Source organism: Rhodococcus sp. O3 (assembly GCF_048897285.1).
Taxonomy (GTDB): Bacteria; Actinomycetota; Actinomycetes; order Mycobacteriales; family Mycobacteriaceae; genus Rhodococcus.
This window is the reverse complement of record NZ_JBMBTE010000314.1, coordinates 1-918: the sequence shown is the minus strand read 5'-3', so window position 1 is coordinate 918 and position 918 is coordinate 1. Positions and strand designations below refer to the sequence as shown.

The window sequence follows — 918 nt, the reverse complement described above, 5'->3', positions numbered from 1 at the left end:
GGTATGCGCCGCTCGGTGGAGTTGGTGATCGGCATGGTCGCGGTCGCGAAGGCCGGTGGCGCCTACGTGCCGGTGGATCCGGATCAGCCGGCGGAGCGGACCGACTACATTCTCGGCACCGCCGATCCGGTGTGTGTGCTGACCACGCGCGGTGAAGGCTTCGGGACCGAGAGTGATCGCCCCGTCCTGTTCGTCGACAACTTTGTGCCGCAGGACGATTCGGCGGCGGACGTTCCGGTCCGCGTGGCGACTCCGGCGCCGGAGCACACGGCGTATGTGATCTTCACGTCGGGTTCGACGGGTCGTCCGAAGGGTGTGGCGGTGCCGCATCGGGCGGTGGCGAATCAGTTGGTGTGGAAGGTTGCGGCGTTCGGGTTGGGGCCGGGCGATGCGGTGTTGCTCAAGACTGCGGCGACGTTCGACTTGTCGGTGTGGGAGTTCTGGTCGGCGTTGGTTTCGGGTGGCCGGTTGGTGGTGGCCGAGGCGGAGGGGCATCGGGATCCGGCGTATCTGCTGGGGTTGATGCGGTCGGCGTCGGTGTCGACGTTGCATGTGGTGCCGTCGATGCTCGAGGCTCTGTTGACGGCGGCGTCGTCTGCGGGTTCGGGTGGTGTGTTGGCGTCGTCGTTGCGTCGGGTGTTGGCGATCGGTGAGGCGTTGCCGGGGTCGGTGGCGCAGCGGTTCCGGTCGGTGAATCCGGGTGTGGGGCTGTTCAATCTGTACGGTCCGACGGAGGCTGCGGTGTCGGTGACCTGGCACGAGGTGTCGGATGCCGATGTGGTGGGTGTGCCGATCGGTGTGCCGGAGTGGAATGTGTCGGCGTTCGTGCTGGACGAGCGGTTGCGTCCGGTGCCGGTGGGTGTTGCGGGTGAGTTGTATCTGTCGGGTGTGCAGTTGGCTCGGGGGTATTTCGGTCGG

The 918-nt window shown here is 66.8% G+C and carries 1 protein-coding gene; it reads left to right on the top strand.

All coding sequences use genetic code 11. The features are described from left to right. Positions 1-918 (top strand): AMP-binding protein (locus ACN675_RS29200; RefSeq protein WP_420754122.1); only part of this gene is annotated, 918 nt, incomplete at both ends.